Annotated in this window: 17 protein-coding genes; 9 read left to right on the forward strand and 8 right to left on the reverse strand. The window is 55.0% G+C overall.

Translation table 11 applies throughout. From position 1 onward, the window contains the following. Window positions 1-22: 22 nt before the first annotated feature. The 4 genes from hofC to nadC all read right to left on the reverse strand — a co-directional run bounded on the left by hofC (window position 23) and on the right by nadC (window position 4114). On the reverse strand, window positions 23-1222 hold the full coding sequence (gene hofC, locus HZZ01_RS12270; protein ID WP_179897678.1) for a protein transport protein HofC: 1200 nt from the start codon (window positions 1220-1222) through the stop codon (window positions 23-25). Beyond that, window positions 1215-2600 (reverse strand): type II secretion system protein GspE, encoded by a 1386-nt coding sequence (gspE, locus tag HZZ01_RS12275; protein ID WP_179897680.1) that lies wholly within the window; start codon window positions 2598-2600, stop codon window positions 1215-1217. Before gspE ends, hofC begins: the two co-directional genes overlap by 8 nt. After that, the gene (gene ppdD, locus HZZ01_RS12280) at window positions 2587-3042 is read right to left on the reverse strand and encodes a prepilin peptidase-dependent pilin (RefSeq protein WP_179897682.1); all 456 of its coding nucleotides are present in this window, start codon (window positions 3040-3042) and stop codon (window positions 2587-2589) included. Before ppdD ends, gspE begins: the two co-directional genes overlap by 14 nt. A 175-nt stretch (window positions 3043-3217) precedes the next feature. Next, on the reverse strand, window positions 3218-4114 hold the full coding sequence (gene nadC / locus HZZ01_RS12285) for a carboxylating nicotinate-nucleotide diphosphorylase (protein ID WP_179897683.1): 897 nt from the start codon (window positions 4112-4114) through the stop codon (window positions 3218-3220). Window positions 4115-4310: 196 nt separating this feature from the next. Here nadC and ampD point away from each other — a divergent pair, with 196 nt between their 5' ends. Together ampD and ampE are read left to right on the forward strand one after the other, a co-directional pair. Further along, entirely contained in the window at window positions 4311-4862 is a 552-nt protein-coding gene (ampD, locus tag HZZ01_RS12290) for a 1,6-anhydro-N-acetylmuramyl-L-alanine amidase AmpD (protein WP_136196549.1), read from the forward strand. Between the two features lie 16 nt (window positions 4863-4878). Further along, a complete protein-coding gene (gene ampE / locus HZZ01_RS12295) occupies window positions 4879-5733 on the forward strand; it encodes a beta-lactamase regulator AmpE (protein WP_179897685.1) in 855 nt (284 codons plus the stop codon). Here the strand turns inward: ampE and HZZ01_RS12300 are convergent. The 3 genes from HZZ01_RS12300 to aroP all read right to left on the reverse strand — a co-directional run bounded on the left by HZZ01_RS12300 (window position 5715) and on the right by aroP (window position 9637). After that, the gene (locus HZZ01_RS12300; protein ID WP_179897687.1) at window positions 5715-6674 is read right to left on the reverse strand and encodes a family 43 glycosylhydrolase; all 960 of its coding nucleotides are present in this window, start codon (window positions 6672-6674) and stop codon (window positions 5715-5717) included. The two genes, ampE and HZZ01_RS12300, sit on opposite strands and share 19 nt — an antisense overlap. Beyond that, window positions 6671-8083, reverse strand: a complete 1413-nt coding sequence (locus HZZ01_RS12305; protein WP_179897689.1) for a glycoside-pentoside-hexuronide (GPH):cation symporter — start codon at window positions 8081-8083, stop codon at window positions 6671-6673. Before HZZ01_RS12305 ends, HZZ01_RS12300 begins: the two co-directional genes overlap by 4 nt. 198 nt (window positions 8084-8281) lie before the next feature. Further along, the gene (gene aroP / locus HZZ01_RS12310) at window positions 8282-9637 is read right to left on the reverse strand and encodes an aromatic amino acid transporter AroP (protein ID WP_179897691.1); all 1356 of its coding nucleotides are present in this window, start codon (window positions 9635-9637) and stop codon (window positions 8282-8284) included. A 515-nt stretch (window positions 9638-10152) separates the two neighbouring features. On the opposite strand from aroP, the gene pdhR reads away from it, so the two are divergent. The 4 genes from pdhR to lpdA all read left to right on the forward strand — a co-directional run bounded on the left by pdhR (window position 10153) and on the right by lpdA (window position 17186). Continuing rightward, entirely contained in the window at window positions 10153-10917 is a 765-nt protein-coding gene (gene pdhR, locus HZZ01_RS12315; RefSeq protein ID WP_179897851.1) for a pyruvate dehydrogenase complex transcriptional repressor PdhR, read from the forward strand. 101 nt (window positions 10918-11018) lie between these two features. After that, the gene (aceE, locus tag HZZ01_RS12320; RefSeq protein ID WP_179897692.1) at window positions 11019-13685 is read left to right on the forward strand and encodes a pyruvate dehydrogenase (acetyl-transferring), homodimeric type; all 2667 of its coding nucleotides are present in this window, start codon (window positions 11019-11021) and stop codon (window positions 13683-13685) included. 14 nt (window positions 13686-13699) lie between these two features. Beyond that, window positions 13700-15601 carry a pyruvate dehydrogenase complex dihydrolipoyllysine-residue acetyltransferase gene (gene aceF / locus HZZ01_RS12325; RefSeq protein ID WP_179897694.1) on the forward strand — a complete coding sequence of 634 codons (1902 nt, stop codon included), beginning with the start codon at window positions 13700-13702 and terminating at the stop codon, window positions 15599-15601. A 160-nt stretch (window positions 15602-15761) separates the two neighbouring features. Then, window positions 15762-17186 carry a dihydrolipoyl dehydrogenase gene (lpdA, locus tag HZZ01_RS12330; RefSeq protein WP_010253950.1) on the forward strand — a complete coding sequence of 475 codons (1425 nt, stop codon included), beginning with the start codon at window positions 15762-15764 and terminating at the stop codon, window positions 17184-17186. Between the two features lie 144 nt (window positions 17187-17330). Here the strand turns inward: lpdA and HZZ01_RS12335 are convergent, their stop codons facing one another. Then, window positions 17331-18290 carry a LysR family transcriptional regulator gene (locus HZZ01_RS12335; RefSeq protein WP_255434217.1) on the reverse strand — a complete coding sequence of 320 codons (960 nt, stop codon included), beginning with the start codon at window positions 18288-18290 and terminating at the stop codon, window positions 17331-17333. A 105-nt stretch (window positions 18291-18395) separates the two neighbouring features. Here HZZ01_RS12335 and HZZ01_RS12340 point away from each other — a divergent pair, with 105 nt between their 5' ends. From HZZ01_RS12340 to acnB, 3 genes are all read left to right on the forward strand, one after another. Beyond that, window positions 18396-18905, forward strand: a complete 510-nt coding sequence (locus tag HZZ01_RS12340) for a phenolic acid decarboxylase (RefSeq protein ID WP_179897696.1) — start codon at window positions 18396-18398, stop codon at window positions 18903-18905. Window positions 18906-19023: 118 nt separating this feature from the next. After that, a complete protein-coding gene (locus tag HZZ01_RS12345; RefSeq protein ID WP_179897698.1) occupies window positions 19024-19542 on the forward strand; it encodes a hypothetical protein in 519 nt (172 codons plus the stop codon). 424 nt (window positions 19543-19966) lie between these two features. Continuing rightward, window positions 19967-22564, forward strand: a complete 2598-nt coding sequence (gene acnB / locus HZZ01_RS12350) for a bifunctional aconitate hydratase 2/2-methylisocitrate dehydratase (protein ID WP_136196999.1) — start codon at window positions 19967-19969, stop codon at window positions 22562-22564. Window positions 22565-22616: the final 52 nt, after the last annotated feature.

A 22616-nucleotide genomic window follows, 5' to 3' on the forward strand; every position in this document is an offset into this window, starting at 1 on the left:
TGTGGGGCGCTGCGCGCGCCCTTTAATGCATCGCATCACCCAGCCCGAACACGGGTAAATACATCGCAATCACCAGCGTGCCGACAATGCCGCCAATCACCACCATCATCATCGGTTCCAGCGAAGCTGCCAGTGCGTCAGCGCGCTCTCGCGTTTCTGCCTCGTGCCATTCCGCCAGTCTTGCCAGCATTAAATCCAGAGCGCCCGCCTCTTCCCCGACCCGAATCAACTGCCCACATAAGGGTGTGAACAACGGATGATGCATCAGAGCCTGATGCAGAGGACTTCCCTGCGCAATGTGCTGCTGTAGCCCTGCCATCGCTTCCCGCCACAGCAATGAGGAGAGCGTCACTTCAACGGCTGCCAGCCCCTGTAACAGGGTTAATCCGGCGCGCTGCGTGAGATTCAGAATGGTATAGATCTGCGTCAGTTGAGTGCCGCGCCACAACCCGGAAAGCAGTGGGATGCGCAGAAAAAGTGCCTGCTCACGACGTTGCCAGTCCGCAGAACGTTGCCGCAGCTGATGCCAGCCAACCAGCATAAGTGAAACTCCAAAGGCTAACACGCCTCCCCATTCCTGAAGCGCCGCTGATAACTGCATTACCGCTGCTGTAAAAGCGGGCAGGGGCGCGTCAAAGGAGTCATAAACCGCAACGAACTCCGGCAGCACGAACAGTAGCATGCCGCAGGTGACTGCCATCGCCACCAGCAAAATGAACAAGGGATAGCGCAGCGCCTTTGCCACCTGATGCCATAACTGCTGCTGGCGAATCTGCTGCTGGGCAAGCTCGCTGCAACAGACGTCCAGCTGACCGGTCAGTTCACCTACCTCCATCAGGGCCGGATAGAGCGCCGGAAAGATCTGCGGCCATTCACGCAATGCCTGGGAAAAAGATGCACCGCTGAGTACCCGATGATGCAGAGCAAGCATCAGGGCGCGCCAGCCCGCATGCGGATGGCCCTCCGCCAGCAAAGCCAGGCTCTCTGCCAGCGGCAGGCCCGCTTTGAGCAGGGTAGCCAGCTGGCGAATCAGATCGGTTTTGTGCTGCCACTTCCAGTCACCCTGACGCCAGACTTTCTCCTGTTTCCAGCTCACTGGCAGAAGATCGCGCTGCGCCAGCATCAGCAGCAGGTTGTCACTGTCGACAGCCAGTAGCTGACCACTGCATAACTGACCCTGACTATTGACCGCCTGCCAGATGAATAAAGCCGCATTAGCCATCGTCCAGCCCAATCACCCGTTGCATCTCTTCCAGCGAAGTATCGCCCCGGCTTACCGCCTCGAGGCCGGAAACCAGCAGGGTGCGTAATCCCTGCTGTTTCGCCAGAGTGAGCAAATTCTCCAGCGGCATCTCGGCCGCAATCGCATTTTGCAGCCTGGCATTGATCGGCAGCAGTTCAAACAGTGCCAGCCGGCCAAAATAGCCGGAAAAGCAGTGGTCACAGCCGGGCGCCCGCCAGGTTTGCAGAGTTCCGGGCCAGAGTTCCGAAGGATAGTGCGCCACCGCCTGGGCAGGCTGACGGCAATGGGGGCAGAGACGTCGGACCAAACGCTGAGCAACGATCAGTTTCAGGGCCGGCCCCAGCAGATAACCCGGAATCCCCATCTGCCGCAGCCGGGTCAGCGTTTCAGCGGTGGAGTTGGTGTGCAGCGTCGACAGCACCAGGTGCCCTGTCTGCGCCGCTTTAACGGCAATCTCTGCCGTTTCGGCATCACGGATCTCGCCCACCATGATTACATCCGGATCCTGTCTCAACAGCGCCCGCAGAACGCGGTTAAAATCGAGGCCGTTTTTGCTATGGATCTGCGTCTGGTTAATGCCGGGCAGCGGGATCTCAATCGGATCTTCAACGCTGCACAGATTTTTTTCCGGCTTATTCAGAGCGCTGAGTCCGCTGTAGAGCGTAAACGTCTTGCCGCTGCCGGTGGGGCCGGTCACCAGGATCAGACCCTGCGGCTGGGACAGCGCGGCGCAGAACAGGCGTAACTGCGCCGCGGGTAAGCCGAGATTATCCAGTGACAGGGCCGCGCTTTCGCTTTGCAGCAGCCGGACTACCGCTTTTTCACCGCCGTAGACGGGTAAAGTCGCCAGGCGAAACGAGGCGGGTTTACCGGCGATTTCCATGCTGAACTGGCCATCCTGTGGTAACCGGCGTTCGGCGATATCCAGCCCGCCGAGGATCTTCAGTCGTGCCAGCAGCGCCGCAGGCTGAGTGGCAGGCAGTGAAGAGAGCGGATGCAGTACGCCGTCGATGCGCAGTCGCACGCGCAGGCCATCGCGGCAGGGTTCGATATGCACATCGGAGGCGCGCCTCTCCATTGCCTGACGCAGGATCAATTGTGTAGCCTCAATCGCTGACTCTGCGGGTGCCTCTTCACGCGCCACCCGTGGTGTGTCAGCGTGCTGAAGCTGATCGAGCCGGGCCTGTGGCCAGCATTCGATCTCAATCTGACACTGGCTGGCAAAATGGAGCGCTTCAGCCAGCCCCGGTGGTACGCTCTCCGCGACGGCAACACGCAGCTGGCTGACGTCGTGGTGCAGAACCAGAGCGCGGTAGCGCTGACACAATGACATAATGGCCTCATCAGGCTTGCTCATCGCTGGCTCCTTTATCCGCAAAGCGGAACTGCGCCAGGCAATTGTCGCGCAGGCTATTGTTGCTGCTGTTGCAGCTGCGTTGCCAGCTGATACCGCCATCGACGCTGTCCCAGATCGGCAGCATTTCAACGCTCAGGCCATTGAGGCTCTCCTGACCTGTCAGCGTAATCACGCCACTGGCCACACTCAGTGCCGAGACATAACGCGATCCTCGGGCTGCCGGAATCCCGGCCTCTCCGGCCTGACACTGGGTCGGGCCGCCGCGCTCCATGGCGCAAAGTTCTACCGCCGTTTTATAGGGCACCATCGTTTGCAGCATGTCGGTGAGTGCCGCGCGCTGCAGATAATTTTGATAAGCGGGCAGGCCTATAGCACTTAATATCGCCACAATGCCGACCACAATCATTAGTTCAACCAGCGTAAATCCACGTTGATAATTCATCACATCGCCTCCTGATTTAAGAAGGCGACAGGTTAAAAACCGGGGGCAATGAAAGACAGCCAGAGATCAGCAGACTGGAAGGCGGGATATGGAGAAATTTCAGCATTGCAGCGCAGTCGAAACTGCGCCGGAAGCGGGATCGCAAAATCGCCGTGTCAGGCTACGGCGAGGCAGGCTACATTTGTTTGAAACGCATCGAGAGGTCCAGCGCCCGCACATGCTTGGTCAGCGCGCCAACCGATACGTAGTCCACGCCGGTCAGGGCGATCTGCGGCAGGGTGGTTTCGGTCACATTGCCGGAAACCTCCAGCAGCGTCCTTCCCTGATTGAGTTCGACAGCTTCACGCATCGCTTCCAGGCTGAAGTTATCCAGCATCACGATGTCGGCTTCGGCCTCCAGCGCCTGACGTAACTCCTCCAGGGATTCCACCTCAACTTCAACCGGCACATCGGGCTGCAGCCATTGGGCTCTTTCCACCGCCTGAGCAATCGATCCGCTGGCAATAATATGGTTCTCTTTGATCAGATAAGCGTCAGAGAGGCCCAGCCGATGATTGTTACCGCCGCCGCACAGCACGGCATATTTCAGCGCAGTCCGGAGTCCGGGCAGGGTTTTGCGCGTATCCAGCAGTTGCGTCTTGCTTCCCGCCAGCAGCGCGACATAGCGGCTGACTTCGGTGGCAACCCCCGAGAGCGTCTGCACAAAATTAAGCGCCGTACGTTCGGCGGTCAGCAGCAGGCGAGCAGGACCACTGATTTCAAACAGCAGCTGGTCAGCTTTGATCTGATCGCCATCTTCGACATGCCAGTTCAGAGTGACGTGTGAGCCGAGCTGAATAAACACCTCTTCCACCCAGCGTTTACCACAGAAAACACCGGCTTCACGGGTGATGACCTGCGCATGGGCCAGGGTATCGGCGGGCAACAACTGCGCGGTAATATCGCGGTCAGCGTCAATCTCACCACCAAGATCCTCTTTTAACGCCAGTGCAACGGCATCCGGGATGTCGCTTTCAATGCGTTTAATCAGTGCCTGATGGCGGCTGTCGGGATCATAACCACGAGATGACATAGGTGTTTTACTCCAGAAACGGGAATGGCAGAGGCGGTCACAATAGCCTGAACCGCCGTCAGGTTCCAGCAACGAATAGCATTTTGTTTAGTATCCTTAACATGCAGTGATTTAATCTCATCAGACTGACACACTAAGAGGCAAGAATCCTTTATTATTCATGCTATTCTCAGCCTGGTGAAACAAGGAAACCGGTATGAAAATTAAACAGGGCTGGCTGACCGGTGTGCGTCATGTGCCGTCAACGCATTGCAATGAGCGGCCTGATAATGAGGCACCTTCACTGCTGGTGATTCACAATATCAGCCTGCCACCCGGTGAATTTGGCGGGCCATGGATCGACAAACTGTTCACCGGTACCCTACCGCCGGATGCCCATCCCTATTTTGCGGATATCGCCGCGCTGAAAGTGGCGGCACACTGCCTGATTCGCCGTGATGGGGAGATCGTGCAGTATGTCCCCTTTGACAAACGCGCCTGGCATGCGGGCGTTTCGCAGTTTGAAGGACGTGAAAACTGCAACGATTTTTCCATCGGTATTGAGCTGGAAGGAACTGACAGCGAGCCATATAGCGAGGCGCAATATCGGGCCCTGCAGCAGGTAACCCGATTGCTGCTGCAACACTATCCGGTAACGCCTTCACGTATCACGGGGCACAGCGACATCGCGCCGGTACGTAAAACCGATCCCGGACCTGCTTTTGACTGGGACTACTACAAACAGCTGTTAACGCAGCAAAAATCCTGATTTTTGCGGAGTCAGTATGACGTTGTTTACCTTGTTGTTGGTTTTAGGCTGGGAGCGCCTGTTCAAACTGGGCGAGCACTGGCAGCTCGAACACCGGCTGGAGCCGATCTTTCGCCATCGTCGACATTTCTCCATGATGCGCACCCTCCTGATGACCGTGCTGGCGATGGCGCTGACTGCGTTGGTGGTCTGGAGTCTGAAAGGGCTGCTCTTTGGCGTGCTGCAACTCCTGTTCTGGATCGTTGCCGGACTGCTCTGCATTGGTGCCGGTTCAGTGCGCAGGCACTACCATAGCTACCTGAAAGCAGCCAGTCATGACGACGACGCTGCGCATCAGGCGATGGCGGCTGAGCTGACGTTGATTCATGGCGTGCCGGTGGAATGTAGCGAGCGCGAGTTCCTGCGCGAACTGCAGAATGCGCTCATCTGGATAAACTTCCGCTTCTATCTCGCCCCGATGTTCTGGCTGGTGGTGGGGGGGCCGTGGGGACCGGTGCTGCTGGTGGGTTACGCGTTTCTGCGTGCCTGGCAAGGCTGGCTGGCAAAGCACGGCACCCCGATGGCGCGTGCGCAATCGGGCGTAGATGCGATTCTGCACCTTCTCGACTGGATCCCGGTGCGGCTGGCGGGTGTGGCTTACGCGTTGCTGGGCCACGGCGAAAAGGCGCTGCCCGCGTGGTTTGCTTCGCTGACCGATCGTCACCGTTCTCAGTATCAGGTGCTGACGACGCTGGCACAGTTCTCCCTGTCGCGCGATCCGCACACTGATAAAGTAGAAACGCCACGGGTTGCCGTGGCGTTAGCGAAAAAGACCTCACTGGTACTGGTGGTTGCCGTCGCGTTGCTGACGATTTACGGCACGCTGGTGTAATCGGCAGGTGGCACGCCGAAATCGGGCGTGCCATCTTCCCGCCAGCTGAAATATTTCAGTCGGGTGTGGCGGTTCGGATCCCACAACGGATCCCCTTCAATTTCAGTGTAGTTACGTGCGTGGTAAACCAGCACGTCGCGGCCCGCCTCATCCTGAGTAAAGCTGTTGTGTCCCGGCCCATACTGATGGTTATCCCAGCTGGACACAAACACCGGCCGGGCAGATTTCTGCCAGGCTGCAACATCAAGCGGGTCAGCGTCAGCAGCAATCGACAATATCCCCAGACAATAATTTTCATCCGTGGCGCTGGCGGAATAGGTCACAAACAGCCGCTCGCCATGACGGATGACCGCCGGACCTTCATTAACGCTAAATCCTGCACACTCCCACTCATATTCTGGCCGGCTCAGCATTACCGGCGTGCCTTTCAGCGTCCAGGGATTCAGCAACTCGGCCAGGTAGAGATTAGAGTTGCCGGGAATCACTGGATCTTTTTGCGCCCAGAGATACCAGTTTTTGCCCTGATGCACAAAGTGAGTGGCATCCAGTGAGAAGCTGTCAAACTGACTGAATACACGGCGGCATGGCTGCCATTCGCCCTGCAACGGATCTGCCGCCTCACACACCAGCGCATACATCCGATGCTGAAACAGTCCTTCTTTGATCTCCCGCGTCGGCGCTGCGGCGAAATAGATAACCCACTGGCCGTCAATGTAGTGCAACTCGGGTGCCCAGATTAACTCGCTGCAGGGGCCGCTATCAGGCTTGTGCCAGACTACCACCGGCTCGGCGCTGCGCAGGCCAGCCAGCGTTGTGGCGCGTCGGATCTCCAGCCGATCATACTCCGGTACGGATGCAACAAAGTAGTAGTGCTGTTCATGGCGCAGAATAAAAGGGTCGGCGCGCTGCTCAATAAAAGGATTTGGCAAAATTGCGGTCATTTTAGGTCTCCTGTTGGCGTGGCAGCACCGTCGCGCAGGCGAACAGTCTGTAAGTCCCTGAAGTTTTCGCGGCGCAACGCGAGATCCTGCTGGATGGTAATCATCATTTTGCGGTCGACCTTCATCAGTCGCACCACACCGGCAGTAATCAGATAGCCGACGCCCGGAATAATGGTGAAGAGCAGCATGATGCCGTTAATCGCCTCCGGGGATTGCTGTTTAGCGCCCGCATTGTAGCCATAGATCGACAGCAGAAAGCCGACCATCGCACCGGCTACTGCCAGTCCCACCTTCAGGAAGAACAGGTTGCCTGAAAAGCTGATACCCGTGATGCGCTTGCCGGTTTTCCATTCCCCGTAGTCATCCACATCCGCCATCAGAGACCAGTGCAGCGGAGAGGGAATCTGATGCAGGATATTCAGCACAAAGTAGGCGACCACTACCATCACGGTAGCGTGAGGATCGATCCAGTAGAAGCCGCTGGAGAAGAGCGCCAGCGCGATATTCGTCCAGAAGAAGACTTTGAGTTTGCACCAGCGATCGGTGAGCAGTTTCGCCAGTGTGCTGCCGACCATCATGCCAATCACACCCAGGCTGATAAACAGCGTGGCGAAGTGAGTGGATTGTCCCATGACCCAGGTGACGTAATACATGGTGGCCGCCATGCGGATGAAGCCGGGGCAGACGTTGCAGAAGGTCAGTAGCAGAATGCGTACCCACTGGTCATTCTTCCAGACGTCACGCAGATCTTTTTTCAGGTCATCATTGCTGGGCACGGCAGGGCGGATACGTTCACGTACCGTGGCAAAGCAGAACAGAAACATCGCCAGGCCAATGGTTGCCAGCACAGCCATTGCCATCTGGTAGCCACGCGCTTTGTCTTCGCCACCAAACCACTCGGCCATCGGCAGTAGTGACAAAGAGAGGATCAGCGTGGCGATGCCGACCATGACGAAGCGGTATGACTGGCAGGAGACGCGTTCACCGGGATCGTTGGTTATCACACCACCCAGTGAACAGTAAGGAATGTTAATCGCGGTGTAGGTCAGCGACATCAGGAAGTAGGTGACGAACGCCCAAATCACCTTATTGTGGTAGGTCCAGTCTGGCGTAGTGAACATCAGAACGCTGAACAAGACATACGGAACGGAAACCCACAGCAGCCAGGGACGAAAACGGCCCCAGCGACTCTGGGTGCGATCGGCGATAGCGCCCATAATCGGATCGGTGACCGCATCCACCACCCTGACCGAGAGCAGCAGGGTGCCCACCAGTGCCGGGGCCAGGCCGAATACATCGGTATAGAAGTAGTTCAGGAACAGCATGATGGCACCGCCAATCATGTTGCATCCGGCATCACCCATGCCATATCCCAGTTTTTCCCGAAACGGGAGGGCTGTACCTTTCATGGTTTTCTCCTGCGCATCCAGTGTGAACAGGAATTATTGCGAGCAAATCAGCGAGATGAACGGGAGTAATTCGTTATGAAGATGGACAAAACAGGTGCGCGGAGAGAAGTGTGAACTGGATCGGGGCAGATAAGGCGTGCAGGTTGGTGCGGGAACGTACTGCAACCCCTTTGGAGGGTCGCAGCACGTAGTCAGGCATCAGGCTTTCTGTGTCTGGTTCTTGATAAAGTAACCCACACCCAGAATCACCAGCCAGACCGGAATCAGCCAGACAGAGATCGCCATGCCCGGCGTGGTCGCCATCAGTACCAGAATCCCTGCCAGGAAGAGCAGGCAAATCCAGTTACCCGCCGGATAGAGCAGCGCTTTAAAGCGGGTGGTGACGCCCTGCTGATCTTTCTTACGACGGAACTTAAGATGCGCCAGGCTGATCATTGCCCAGTTGATGACCAGCGCTGAGACCACCAGCGACATCAGCAGGCCAAACGCTTCGCCTGGCATCAGGTAGTTGATCAGGACGCACAGCGCAGTGGCGACAGCAGAGACCAGAATCGTTAACACCGGTACACCGCGACGATCGACTTTCAGCAGCGCTTTCGGCGCATTGCCCTGCTGTGCCAGACCAAACAGCATGCGGCTGTTACAGTAAACGCAGCTGTTATAGACCGACAGGGCAGCCGTCAGGATCACCACGTTGAGCGCATTCGCCACCATGGCATCGCCCAGTTCGTGGAAGATAAAGACAAACGGACTGACTTCTGAGGTGACGCGGGTCCAGGGCATCAGTGACAGCAGCACTGCCAGCGAACCAATGTAGAAAATCAGGATTCGCCACAGCACCTGGTTGGTCGCTTTGGGAATGCTTACTTCCGGATTATCTGCTTCAGCTGCGGTGATACCCACCAGCTCCAGCCCCCCAAAGGAGAACATGATAATCGCCATGACGGTGACCAGACCGCCGATGCCATGCGGGAAGAAGCCGCCCTGTTCCCACAGGTTGCGCACCGTCGCCTGCGGACCGGCATGACCGCTGAACAGCAGCCAGCCGCCGAACAGGATCATGCCAATGACCGCAACCACTTTAATGATGGCGAACCAGAATTCCATCTCACCGAACACTTTTACGTTGGTCAGGTTGATGGCATTGATCATCACGAAGAAGATGGCGGCCGACGCCCAGGTCGGGAAGTCAGGCCACCAGAACTGGACATATTTGCCGACGGCGGTGAGTTCCGCCATGGCAACCAGCACATAGAGCACCCAGTAGTTCCAGCCCGAGGCGAAGCCTGCAAAGTTGCCCCAGTATTTATAGGCAAAGTGGCTAAAGCTGCCAGCAACCGGCTCTTCCACGACCATCTCACCCAGCTGGCGCATGATTAAAAAGGCAATAAAACCGGCAATCGCATAACCCAGAATAACGGCCGGTCCGGCGGATTCAATGACCGATGCACTGCCCAGAAACAGGCCGGTTCCCACTGCACCACCCAGCGCGATGAGCTGAATATGGCGGTTCTTGAGACCACGTTTCAGCGCTTCGCCTTGCTGTTGTTCCATACAAACCTCGTGATGTTTTTATTCTTCGTCCGCAGCGGAATTCGCTGTAATGAAGGAGTTACAATAACGTATTGATTATTTTACGGTATCTGGCGTGCTGAATGCGGCCATTTGCTACCCTGGCGACAAGAATAGTGATAAGCGATTCGCTTTGCACCTGCTTTCGCCTTTCGTGCTGAGACTTGACTGAAAAAACGCCGTCCTGGTCACGTCTGCCTCCCAAAACTTCTGCCATGAAATTCGGGTAATGACGAATAGCTTTCACTTATGGTTGCCGTGCTTATCAGGCGCTAAGCAGGTGTAAGGTTTGGTAAAAGTGCATTTGTTTAACATTTGCGGTAACGCGATTTTTTCATTTTTTTAACCGCAAGTTAGCGCCAGCACAGGCTTTGGGGCAGGGGGAATGTCGCCGACACCATATAGACACAAGGTGAATACTTTGTTACTTTACCGGCACCTCTTTGCAATTGGTATTACCAATTTACTCCGGACGCCTGGCTTAATAAGAAGGGATGATGGCTTACAGTAAGATTCGCCAACCTAAGCTCTCCGATGCTATCGAGCAACAGCTCGAATCCCTGATTATGGAAGGGACGTTGCGTCCGGGAGAGAAGCTGCTGCCTGAGCGCGAACTCGCCAAACAATTCGATGTCTCACGTCCGTCTCTCCGCGAAGCGATCCAGCGCTTAGAAGCCAAAGGATTACTGCTGCGCCGACAGGGTGGCGGAACGTTCGTGCAGGAGAATCTCTGGCAAAGCTTAAGCGATCCACTCGTTGAGCTGCTCGCCGACCATCCGGAATCACAGTTTGATCTGCTGGAAACGCGTCATGCCTTAGAAGGCATTGCCGCCTATTACGCGGCACTGCGCGGCACAGAGGAAGACCTGCTGCGCATTCGCGACTGCCATCTGAATATCCAGCAGGCGCAGGACAGCGGCGATTTAGACGCCGAAGCGGACGCAGTGATGCAGTATCAGATCGCTGTCACAGAAGCGGCCCATAATGTTGTGCTTTTACATTTGCTACGCTCAATGGGCCCTATGCTGGAACAAAACGTTCGTCAGAATTTCGAATTGCTCTACTCGCGCCGGGAAATGCTGGCAAAAGTGAGCGGTCACCGCGCCAGAATCTTTGAGGCGATTGTGGCCCGTGAGCCAGAAAAAGCGCGCGAGGCTTCACACCGTCACCTGGCGTTCATAGAGGAAATCTTGCTGGACAGAAGTCGGGAGCAGAGCCGTCGAGAACGCTCCCTGCGTCGTTTACAGCAACGTAAGGAATAATGTGCGACAAAGATCGTACTGACATCAGACGAGCCTGCCTGCATCTGCTTTAACAGGCTCCCGATTATTCAACGTATTAGACACAGATAAGGAATACACCCATGTCAGAACGTTTACACAATGACGTGGATCCGATTGAAACTCGTGACTGGCTACAGGCGATCGAATCGGTCATCCGTGAAGAAGGTGTTGAACGTGCACAGTATCTGATTGATCAGGTACTGGGTGCAGCCCGCAAAGGCGGCGTAAAAGTGGCTGCAGGATCTTCTGCAATCAGCAACTACATCAACTCTATTGCCGTTGAAGATGAGCCCGACTATCCGGGCAACACCTCTCTTGAACGTCGTATCCGTTCCGCAATCCGCTGGAACGCCATCATGTCGGTGCTGCGCGCATCCAAGAAAGATCTGGAACTCGGTGGCCACATGTCCTCCTTCCAGTCTTCTGCGACGATTTATGAAGTGTGCTTCAACCACTTCTTCCGCGCGCGCAGTGAGAAGGATGGCGGCGATCTGGTCTATTTCCAGGGCCACATCTCTCCAGGCATCTATGCCCGTGCGTTCCTTGAAGGTCGCCTGACCGAAGATCAGATGAATAACTTCCGTCAGGAAGTGGCTGGCAAAGGCCTCTCTTCTTATCCGCACCCGAAATTAATGCCGGAATTCTGGCAGTTCCCGACCGTATCGATGGGTCTGGGTCCGCTGTCGGCGATCTATCAGGCGAAATTCCTGAAGTATCTGGAACACCGTGGCCTGAAAGACACTTCTGCTCAGACCGTTTACGCTTTCCTGGGTGACGGCGAGATGGATGAGCCAGAATCCAAAGGTGCGATCACCATCGCCACCCGTGAAAAACTGGATAACCTGGTCTTCATCATCAACTGCAACCTGCAGCGTCTGGATGGACCGGTAACCGGTAATGGCAAGATCATCAACGAACTGGAAGGCATCTTTGCTGGTGCTGGATGGGAAGTGATCAAGGTCATCTGGGGCGGACGCTGGGATGAACTGCTGCGCAAAGATACCAGCGGCAAGCTGATTCAGCTGATGAACGAAACTGTCGATGGTGACTACCAGACCTTCAAATCCCGTGATGGTGCTTATGTGCGTGAGCACTTCTTTGGCAAATATCCGGAAACCGCTGCGCTGGTTAAAGATATGTCCGATGATGAAATCTGGGCATTGAACCGTGGCGGCCACGATCCGAAGAAAATCTACGCGGCGCTGAAAAAAGCGCAGGACACCAAAGGTAAGCCAGTATTGATCCTGGCGCATACCATCAAAGGTTATGGTATGGGCGACACCGCGGAAGGCAAAAACATTGCCCACCAGGTGAAGAAGATGAACATGGATGGCGTACGCTATATCCGTGATCGCTTCAACGTGCCGGTTGCTGATGACAAGATTGAATCACTGCCATACGTGACCTTTGAAAAAGGCTCAGAAGAGCATGCTTATCTGCACGGTCAGCGTGAGAAGTTAGGCGGCTACCTGCCAACACGTCAGCCGAAGTTCACTGAGAAGCTGGAAATGCCAGCACTCGAAGAGTTCAGTGCGCTGCTGGATGAGCAGAACAAAGAGATCTCTACCACCATCGCCTTTGTACGTGCCCTGAACGTGATGCTGAAGAACAAGTCGATCAAAGATCGTCTGGTTCCGATCCTCGCCGATGAAGCGCGTACCTTCGGTATGGAAGGTCTGTTCCGTCAGATTGGTATTTATAGCCCGAACGGTCAGCAGTACACCCCGCAGGACCGCGAGCAGGTTGCCTACTACAAAGAAGACGAGAAAGGCCAGATTCTGCAGGAAGGGATCAACGAGCTGGGCGCAGGTTCATCCTGGCTGGCTGCGGCGACCTCTTACAGTACGAACAACCTGCCGATGATTCCGTTCTACATCTATTATTCGATGTTCGGCTTCCAGCGTATCGGCGATCTGATGTGGCTGGCGGGCGACCAACAGGCGCGCGGCTTCCTGGTCGGCGGCACCTCAGGCCGTACGACCCTGAACGGCGAAGGTCTGCAGCATGAAGATGGTCACAGCCATATTCAGTCTCTGACTATCCCGAACTGTATCTCTTACGATCCTTCTTACGCCTATGAAGTGGCCGTCATCATGCATGATGGTCTGGTGCGTATGTATGGCGAAGCGCAGGAGAACGTTTACTACTACATCACCACGCTGAACGAAAACTACCATATGCCAGCAATGCCGCAGGGCGTTGAAGAGGGTATCCGTAAGGGTATCTATAAGCTGGAAAAGGTAGACGGCAGCAAAGGTAAAGTGCAGCTGCTGGGCTCAGGTTCTATCCTGCGTCACGTTCGTGAAGCTGCGCAGATCCTGGCGAAAGATTACGGTATCGGCTCTGATGTCTACAGCGTGACCTCGTTCACCGAACTGGCGCGTGATGGCCAGGATTGTGAGCGCTGGAACATGCTGCATCCGACAGAAGAAGCGCGCGTACCTTACATCGCTCAGGTGATGAACGACGCACCGGCTGTTGCTTCAACCGACTACATGAAACTGTTTGCAGAGCAGGTTCGTAGCTATGTCCCGGCCAGCGATTATCGCGTACTGGGTACCGATGGCTTTGGTCGCTCTGACAGCCGTGAGAACCTGCGTCATCACTTTGAAGTTGATGCATCTTATGTGGTGGTTGCCGCGCTGGGTGAGCTGGCTAAACGCGGCGAGATCGAGAAGAAAGTGGTTGCAGACGCGATCACCAAATTCAGTATCGATGCCGATAAAGTTAACCCGCGTCTGGCTTAAGAGGTAATAGAGTAATGGCTATCGAAATTAAGGTTCCGGATATCGGGTCTGACGAAGTTGAAGTCACCGAGATTCTGGTGAAAGTTGGCGACAAGGTGGAAGCCGAGCAGTCGCTGATCACCGTGGAAGGCGACAAAGCCTCAATGGAAGTGCCGTCGCCACAGGCTGGCGTTGTGAAAGAGATTAAAATCTCTACCGGTGACAAAGTTGAGACCGGCTCGCTGATCATGGTGTTTGATGCTGAAGGTGCTGCTGAAGCGGCACCTGCACCCGCCGAAGAGAAAAAAGCGGACGCGGCACCTGCGCCAGCGGCTGCTGCGGCCACTGCCAGCAAAGAAGTGGCTGTGCCGGATATCGGCGGTGACGAAGTTGAAGTCACTGAGATTCTGGTTAAGGTTGGCGACAAAGTCGAAGCCGAGCAGTCACTGATCGTGGTGGAAGGGGATAAAGCCTCAATGGAAGTCCCGGCACCGTTCGCGGGTGTGGTCAAAGAGATCACCATTGCGACCGGCGACAAAGTCAGCACCGGTTCAGCCATCATGGTCTTTGAAGCAGAAGGCGCAGCACCGGCCTCTGACGCGAAGCCAGAAGTGAAAGAAGAAGCGGCATCAGCACCTGCCGCGGCTGCGGGCGCAAAAGAAGTCAACGTCCCGGATATCGGTGGTGATGAAGTTGAAGTCACCGAAATCCTGGTCAAAGTGGGCGACAAAGTTGAAGCTGAGCAGTCACTGATCGTGGTGGAAGGCGACAAAGCCTCAATGGAAGTCCCGGCACCGTTTGCGGGGACTGTCAAAGAGCTGAAAGTTACGACTGGCGATAAAGTCAGCACCGGCTCACTGATCATGGTGTTCGAAGTTGAAGGTGCTGCTCAGGCTGCCCCTGCGGCTGCGAAACAGGAAGCCGCACCGGCGCCTGCTGCCAAATCTGAAGCGAAAGCCGCGGCACCCGCCCCAGCTAAAGCGGAGAGCAAAGGTGAGTTCGCCGAGAATGATGCTTACGTTCACGCCACCCCGGTGATCCGTCGCCTGGCGCGCGAGTTCGGTGTGAACCTGGCGAAAGTCAAAGGCACCGGCCGTAAAGGTCGCATTCTGAAAGAAGACGTGCAGACTTACGTGAAAGAGGCCGTGAAACGCGCTGAAGCAGCACCTGCTGCAGCCAGCGGCGGCGGTCTGCCTGGCATGCTGCCATGGCCGAAAGTTGATTTCAGTAAGTTTGGGGAAATCGAAGAAGTCGAACTGGGTCGTATCCAGAAAATTTCGGGCGCGAACCTGAGCCGTAACTGGGTGATGATCCCGCACGTTACGCATTTCGACAAAACCGATATCACCGATCTGGAAGCTTTCCGTAAGCAGCAGAACGCTGAAGCAGAGAAACGTAAGCTGGATGTGAAGTACACCCCGGTGGTGTTCATCATGAAAGCGGTCGCGGCGGCGCTTGAGCAGATGCCACGCTTCAACAGCTCACTGTCTGAAGATGCGCAGAAACTGACGCTGAAAAAATATATCAACATCGGTGTGGCGGTTGATACGCCAAATGGTCTGGTTGTTCCGGTCTTCAAGGACGTGAACAAGAAAGGCATCACCGAGCTGTCGCGTGAACTGATGGCGATTTCGAAGAAAGCGCGTGACGGTAAGCTGACAGCAGGCGACATGCAGGGCGGATGTTTCACCATATCCAGCCTTGGCGGCCTGGGCACCACGCACTTCGCGCCAATCGTTAATGCGCCGGAAGTGGCTATTCTGGGTGTCTCTAAGTCGGCGATGGAGCCGGTGTGGAATGGAAAAGAGTTTACGCCGCGTCTGATGATGCCGATTTCTCTCTCCTTCGACCACCGCGTAATCGACGGTGCTGATGGTGCGCGATTCATCACTATCATCGGCAATATGTTGTCTGACATTCGTCGTTTAGTTATGTAAATGTAAAGAAGGCCGGCGTATGCCGGCCTTCCTGCAACGATTCGTCGCGCCGCTGTTGGCAGTTTGTTAACAATTCTGTAAACTCTTGCGGTGAAAGTCCCGGTGGAACAAGGGCATTATAAGAAAGTCTGACCCGCCGGATATCAATTAAGAGGTCATGATGAGTACAGAGATTAAAACCCAGGTCGTGGTACTTGGGGCAGGTCCTGCAGGTTACTCTGCAGCCTTCCGTTGTGCGGATTTAGGTCTGGAAACCGTACTGGTAGAGCGTTACAGCACCCTCGGTGGTGTGTGTCTGAACGTCGGTTGTATCCCATCTAAAGCGCTGCTGCACGTTGCTAAAGTGATTGAAGAGGCGAAAGCCCTTGAAGAGCACGGCATTGTGTTTGGCCAGCCATCTACTGATATCAACAAGATTCGCAGCTGGAAAGAGAAGGTTATCAACCAGTTGACTGGCGGCCTGTCAGGTATGGCAAAAGGTCGTAAAGTCACCGTGGTTAATGGCCTCGGCAAATTCACCGGTGCTAACACCCTGGTGGTTGAAGGAGAAGGCGGCGCGACCACCATCAACTTCGATAACGCCATCATCGCTGCGGGTTCACGTCCAATCGAGCTGCCATTCATTCCACATGAAGATCCACGTGTCTGGGATTCTACCGATGCGCTGGAACTGAAAGAAGTGCCGAAGCGTCTGCTGGTTATGGGCGGCGGCATCATCGGTCTGGAAATGGCGACGGTTTATCATGCGCTGGGTTCAGAGATCGATGTGGTTGAGATGTTCGACCAGGTTATCCCGGCTGCAGATAAAGACGTGGTGAAAGTCTTTACTAAGAAAATCAGCAAGAAATTTAACCTGATGCTGGAAACCAAAGTGACCGCCGTTGAAGCAAAAGACGATGGCATTTACGTTTCAATGGAAGGCAAAAAAGCACCAGGCGAAGCGCAGCGTTATGACGCGGTGCTGGTAGCTATCGGTCGTGTGCCAAACGGTAAAGGTCTGGATGCCGGTAAAGCGGGCGTGGAAGTGGACGATCGCGGCTTCATCCGCGTCGACAAGCAGATGCGCACCAACGTGCCACACATCTATGCTATCGGCGACATCGTTGGTCAGCCAATGCTGGCGCATAAAGGTGTGCATGAAGGCCACGTTGCGGCAGAAGTGATCTCCGGTCTGAAGCACTACTTCGATCCGAAAGTGATCCCTTCAATTGCCTATACTGAGCCAGAAGTTGCCTGGGTCGGTCTGACCGAGAAAGAAGCGAAAGAGAAAGGCATCAGCTACGAAACATCCACCTTCCCGTGGGCTGCTTCTGGCCGTGCTATCGCTTCTGATTGTGCAGACGGCATGACCAAACTAATTTTCGATAAAGAGACGCACCGTATTATTGGTGGCGCGATTGTCGGCACGAACGGCGGCGAGCTGTTAGGCGAAATCGGTCTGGCGATTGAGATGGGTTGTGATGCGGAAGATATCGCGCTCACCATCCATGCTCACCCGACCCTGCATGAGTCAGTTGGTCTGGCTGCAGAAATCTTCGAAGGTAGCATCACCGATCTGCCTAACGCGAAAGCGAAGAAGAAATAAGTTTCTGCCGCTGTTAAAAAGAAAGCTCCCATTATGGGGGCTTTTTTTTCGGCTGGATTCTGGTGCCGGGATTCGGTGTGAGGTGGGGAAAAATCAGAGCGTTAGATTCAGCAGGGTTTTTGGGTGCCAGTAAGTATTTAATAATCAGAACGATAAATTAGAGTGTTCCCCGCGTGAGAGGGCATAAACCACGCTGTTTTGTTGCTTATCCGCGCGCCTCCCAGGACGCCACCGTTCAATAAACATCTGCGCCAGTGCGGCAATGGCGCTATTGCCGGGCAGTCTCTCTTCATTTATATGCATCACCAGCGAGCTACTGCGTCGGCGGCCCTGTAGCAGTGGCAGGGGACGGAGCTCACCGCTCTCTAAGAGCGCAGCGATATTCTGTTCCGGCAGCCAGCCATACCCTAACTGATGCTGCACCGCTTCAATGGCGGCTGACAGCGTCGTGAATGACCAGTTCTCTGCCTGATCGCCATTGACCTCTGACTGCTGCTGTTGCTGACGATCCAGAATGGTAATGCAGGGCCAGCGTGCCAGCGTAGCAGCATTAAGCGGGGCGGATTCGCGGTGCAGCGGATGGTCGCGATGGGCGACGGCGACGAAATCGACACTCATCAGGCTTTCGCCTGCTAATGGAGTGTCACCGTATTGCGCCACCAGCCAGAGATCGGCCTGATGTTCCGCCAGTCTGTCAGGCGTTTCGCTTCGCACGATTTCGCTAAACCAGATACGCACATGCGGATAGCGTTGCTGAAAGGTCTGAAGCACATCAAACAGCAAGGGTTTAGGCAGCGTCGCATCGACCATCAGATCGATGCGCGACCGCTCGCCGCGTTGCAGTGCATTGGCCTGCGCCTCAAGCGCGCCGAATCCCTCCAGCAGCGGACGCACCTGCGCGAGTAACTGATGTCCCTCTGCGCTCAGGACAGCGCGGCGGCCCTCCTGCTGTAAGAGTGTCAAACCCAGTCGCTGTTGTAACAGGCCCAGCTGATAACTCAGTGAGGACTGGCTGCGATTGTTCTTCTCCGCTGCCAGCGCAAAACTCCCTTCATTCACGACTGCATCCAGCAGATACCACTGTTCGAGGGTTGTCTTATACATGATGACTCATTTAAAAAATGAATTATTTAGCGTTAAAAATAGCGTTATTCATCGCTTTTGTAACGCGCAATAATCACCTCAAGGAAAACACATGAGGAATTAACCATGAGCACTTTTGATAAACATGACCTGTCAGGCATCGTCGGTAAACATCTGGTTTACACCTATGACAACGGCTGGAACTACGAGCTCTACATTAAAAATGCCAGCACCATCGACTACCGTATTCACAGTGGCATGGTGGGTAATCGCTGGGTTAAAAATCAGCACGTCTATGTGGTTCGTCTGGCGCATGATGTCTATAAAGTATCCTGGACCGAACCTACAGGTACCGATGTCAGTCTGGCAGTCAATCTGGCTGATAAAATCTTCCACGGCACCATCTTCTTCCCTCGCTGGGTAATGAACAACCCGGAAAAAACCGTCTGCTTCCAGAATGATCATCTGGACGAGATGGCAAGCTACCGTGAAGCAGGCCCGGCTTATCCAACCGAAGTGATTGATGAGTTCGCGACGCTAACTGTGATTCGTGATGTGGGTGAAAATAACGAAAGCGTGATTGATTGTCCGCCGAACGAACTGCCAGCCGATTTCCCCGCTAACCTGAAAAATTAACAAAAAATCAGAAGAGGTCATGACGACCTCTTCTGAATAGCAATCTCTGTCTTGTTGCTTCTGACGTGTAACGTGCGAGGACGAAAAATGGATTTATCGACGAAGGTTTTTATCAGTAGTGACCAGCACGACGTTTTCGATTACTGAACTGGAAGAGGACACGATCTGGCTGGAAGGGCAGGCGATTAAAATTCTGAGCGATCTCAGCGGCGATTGCATCCGGGTGACTCCGCTCTGGATCCCCTCGACGAAAACGCTGATCGTCTCCGATGTAGTCTTCGCTGACGTACACGTCTGGATTGCCGATATGCGCACGCCGGAGCGCATGGAGAAATGGATGGAAAGCCTGGACAGGCTGGAAGCGCTGGCGCCAAAAGTGCTCATCCCTGGCCACTCACGAACCACGCCCACGCTTAGCCCGTCGGCGATTGGCTTTACCCGCACCTACATCAAAGACTTCATCAGGGCGCTGCATAAGGTCAACAACAGTGAAGCGCTGGTGCAGGAGATGGAGCGAATCTATCCCAACCTGCCGGTGAAAATCTGTCTCGACTACAGTGCGCGAATTCTGAAAGATCACTATGTCTGGCCGGGGGACTGGCCGGTATCACTACGGGAAATGAAAACGACGCTGTAATCCTCTGACGCGTGACGATCACCAGGCTGATATCCGACCTGGTGTTGTTTTCCTCCTGAATCCCCCTCAGCTGTACGCCAGACACCTGCCGTTTCTATTCCTGCCAGTTATCTATTTCACTGAATCATTTCGTTAAAATCGCGGTTAAGCTGACGCCATCATGCTTCTGTCTGAGTGGAATGCGGTAAGCTGCTGAGAGACCTGATCAGCTGACCTGACTGGCTGATGCGGGAGCCTGAGCGGGCAGAATAGCCGTAGTGGATTATGTTGTATTTTTGTAAACAGATTAACAAACAGACGAAATCCTGCTATTCTGCCCTCCGCGAAACCGGGCACCTCAACCTGGACGAGAAAGGGAAGTTTGTTCTCCATAAGTGAGCAAGGTGGTCGGAAAGCCCTACATAATGAGAGCGAGGATAACGTCGTGCTAGAAGAATACCGTAAGCACGTTGCCGAGCGTGCTGCCCAGGGAATTGTACCTAAGCCTTTAGAGGCTTCCCAGATGGCCGCGCTGGTTGAACTGCTGAAAAATCCACCTGCGGGTGAAGAAGAATTTTTGACCGATTTATTGGTCAACCGTGTCCCACCTGGCGTCGATGAAGCGGCGTATGTCAAAGCCGGTTTCCTGGCGGCTGTCGCCAAAGGCGAAGCAACCTCTCCTCTGATATCTCCTGAAAAAGCGGTTGAACTGCTCGGCACCATGCAGGGCGGTTACAATATTCATCCGCTGATTGAAGCGCTGGACGATAGCAAGCTTGCCCCCATTGCGGTGAAAGCCCTTTCACACACGCTGCTGATGTTCGACAACTTCTATGATGTCGAAGAGAAAGCGAAAGCGGGTAATGAATACGCAAAACAGGTGATGCAATCCTGGGCTGATGCGGAATGGTATCTGTCACGCCCTGAACTGGCTGAAAAAATCACCGTTACGGTGTTCAAAGTCACTGGCGAAACCAACACCGACGATCTCTCTCCCGCCCAGGATGCCTGGTCACGTCCGGACATTCCACTGCACGCCCTGGCGATGCTGAAAAATGCCCGCGAAGGCATTGAGCCGGATGAGGCAGGCAACATCGGCCCGATCAAACAGATCGAAGCACTGAAGACCAAAGGCTTCCCACTGGCGTATGTCGGTGACGTGGTCGGGACAGGTTCTTCACGTAAATCTGCCACCAACTCGGTGCTGTGGTTTATGGGCGACGACATCCCGAACGTGCCGAATAAAAAAGGCGGCGGCGTGGTGCTGGGCAGCAAAATTGCGCCAATCTTCTTCAACACCATGGAAGATGCGGGTGCACTGCCGATTGAAGTGGACGTTAATAACCTGAACATGGGCGATGTCATCGACATCTATCCGTTCAAAGGCGAAGTCCGCAATCACGAAACCAACGAACTGCTGGCCAGCTTCGAACTCAAAACCGAAGTGGTGATTGACGAAGTGCGTGCTGGTGGCCGTATTCCGCTGATCATTGGTCGCGGCCTGACCACCAAAGCGCGCGAGTCGCTGGGTCTGCCGCACAGCACCGTGTTCCGTCAGGCGAAAGATGTGGCTGAGAGCACCCGTGGCTTCTCACTGGCGCAGAAAATGGTTGGCCGTGCCTGTGGAGTAACCGGTGTTCGTCCAGGTGCCTATTGCGAGCCTAAGATGACCTCGGTTGGCTCGCAGGATACTACCGGTCCGATGACCCGTGACGAGCTGAAAGATCTGGCTTGCCTGGGCTTCTCGACCGATCTGGTGATGCAGTCCTTCTGTCACACCGCCGCGTATCCTAAGCCCGTGGATGTGAGCACGCACCACACGCTGCCAGACTTCATCATGAACCGTGGTGGTGTATCGCTGCGTCCGGGTGACGGCATTATCCACAGCTGGCTGAACCGTATGCTGCTGCCGGATACTGTCGGCACCGGTGGTGACTCCCATACCCGTTTCCCTATCGGCATCTCTTTCCCGGCGGGTTCAGGCCTGGTGGCGTTTGCGGCAGCGACGGGCGTCATGCCACTCGACATGCCGGAATCAGTGCTGGTGCGCTTCAAAGGTAAGATGGAGCCAGGCATTACGCTGCGCGATCTGGTTCACGCCATTCCGCTGTATGCTATCAAACAGGGTCTGCTGACCGTTGAGAAGAAAGGTAAGAAAAACATCTTCTCTGGTCGTATCCTGGAGATTGAAGGTCTGCCGGATCTGAAAGTCGAGCAGGCGTTTGAGCTGTCCGATGCGTCAGCAGAACGTTCCGCTGCGGGCTGTACCATCAAGCTGGATAAAGCGCCGATTATCGAATACCTCAGCTCCAACATCGTGCTGCTGAAGTGGATGATCGCAGAAGGCTACGGCGATCGTCGTACGCTGGAGCGCCGCATTGAAGGGATGGAAAAATGGCTGGCCGATCCTCAGCTGCTTGAGCCGGATGCCGATGCTGAATATGCCGCCGTGATCGAAATCGATCTGGCCGACATTAAAGAGCCGATCCTCTGTGCGCCAAACGATCCGGACGATGCCCGTCTGCTCTCTGACGTTCAGGGCGAGAAGATCGACGAAGTGTTTATCGGCTCGTGCATGACCAACATTGGTCACTTCCGTGCTGCTGGTAAACTGCTGGATAGCCACAAAGGCCAGCTGCCAACCCGTCTGTGGGTGGCGCCGCCAACCAAGATGGATGCGGCACAGCTGACCGAAGAGGGCTACTACAGCGTGTTCGGCAAAAGCGGTGCCCGTATCGAGATCCCGGGCTGTTCACTCTGCATGGGTAACCAGGCACGTGTCGCAGATGGTTCGACGGTAGTTTCTACCTCGACGCGTAACTTCCCGAACCGTCTGGGTAACGGCGCTAATGTCTACCTGGCGTCAGCGGAGCTGGCTGCGGTCGCGTCTCTGCTTGGCAAACTGCCAACGCCGGATGAGTATCAGCAATTTATGGCGCAGGTCGATAAAACGGCCAGCGACACTTATCGCTATCTCAACTTCGACCAGCTGACGCAGTACACCGACAAAGCTGACGGCGTGATTTTCCAGACTGCGGTCTGATTTTTCACCGGGCAGTCACAGAAAGGGGCGACGATTCGCCCCTTTTTTTCGT

It is taken from the genome of Pantoea sp. WMus005, from assembly GCF_013415305.1.
In the GTDB taxonomy this organism is placed as follows: Bacteria; Pseudomonadota; Gammaproteobacteria; order Enterobacterales; family Enterobacteriaceae; genus Pantoea; species Pantoea rara.